Annotated in this window: 1 protein-coding gene; it reads right to left on the reverse strand. The window is 58.2% G+C overall.

The genetic code is table 11. The features are described from left to right. Positions 1-950 (reverse strand): OprD family outer membrane porin (locus FEM54_RS32945; protein WP_138454326.1); only part of this gene is annotated, 950 nt, incomplete at its 3' end. Positions 951-1113: the final 163 nt, after the last annotated feature.

Here is a 1113-nt window from a genome sequence, read left to right on the forward strand (position 1 = left end):
TCGTTGGCCAGGGTGCCGCCGCTGGTGCCGTTGACCCTCATCCACACGCTGTCGCCGGTGAGTTTTTGCAGGCCGACATAGAAGGCGTTGCCTTTGTATTTGGCCGAGAGCAGGGCGGAATAGGTTTTGTTATCGAGGTTGCCGGCCAGGGCGCTGCCGTCCTCCTTGCCATTGAAGAACCCCAGGTTGGCGCCAAACGTCCAGTCGCCGACCGGCTGGCTGTGGGTCAGGTTCAGGTATTGCTGCTGGTAGATGTCGGTGAGTTCGGCGTACCACACGCCGACCTGGGTGCGTTTGTCGTTGAAGGTGTATTCGCCGCCGCCGAAGTTGAAACGGTCCGAGGTGAACGCGGCTTTGCCGTTCATGAACATGTCTTCCATGCTCCCATCGTTGCGTGGGCTATTGCCGCGAAATTGCCCGCCGTAGAGCGTCAGCCCGGCGATTTCATTGGAGGTTACCTGGCCGCCACGAAAGGTCTGCGGCAAGGAGCGGCCGTCGTCCGAGCGCAGGATCGGCAGTACCGGCATCCATTCGCCAACTTTCAGTTCGGTTTTGGACAGCCGGGTTTTCAGTGCCACGCCCAGGCGTCCGAAATTGTCGGCAGGGCGGCCATCTCTGTCGAGCGGCAACAGTTGGGTGCCGCCGGTGCCTTTACCGCCATCGAGCTTCTGAGAATACAGGCCGAGTACGTCAATCCCGAAGCCCACGGTGCCTTGGGTAAAGCCGGATTTGGCGTCGAGAATGAAGTTCTGCGTCCATTCTTCGGCCTTGGCCTGTGGGTACGTGGGGTTGGTGAAATTGCGATTGAAGTAGGCATTGCGCAGGTTGAGCGTGGCTTTGGCATCGTCGATAAAGCCTTCTGCCTGGGCGCTGAGGGACAGGGCGAGTGCCAGGCTGCTGAGGCTGATAAGACCGAGACGCGAGGAGGAATTGCGGGCGAATTGAGGCACAGTGAAGCTCCCTTCCATTTTGTTGTTTTTATTATTTGTTATACGTTGTCGTACAACATTGCGAGGGATATTTGCGGGGTTTTCGGGGGCTGTCAAGCAGAAGTTATACGATGACCAAGTGCGCATCGATGAAAAGCGGGCACGGTCCATGTGGGAGCTGGCT

It is taken from the genome of Pseudomonas edaphica (assembly GCF_005863185.1).
Taxonomy (GTDB): domain Bacteria; phylum Pseudomonadota; class Gammaproteobacteria; order Pseudomonadales; family Pseudomonadaceae; genus Aquipseudomonas; species Aquipseudomonas edaphica.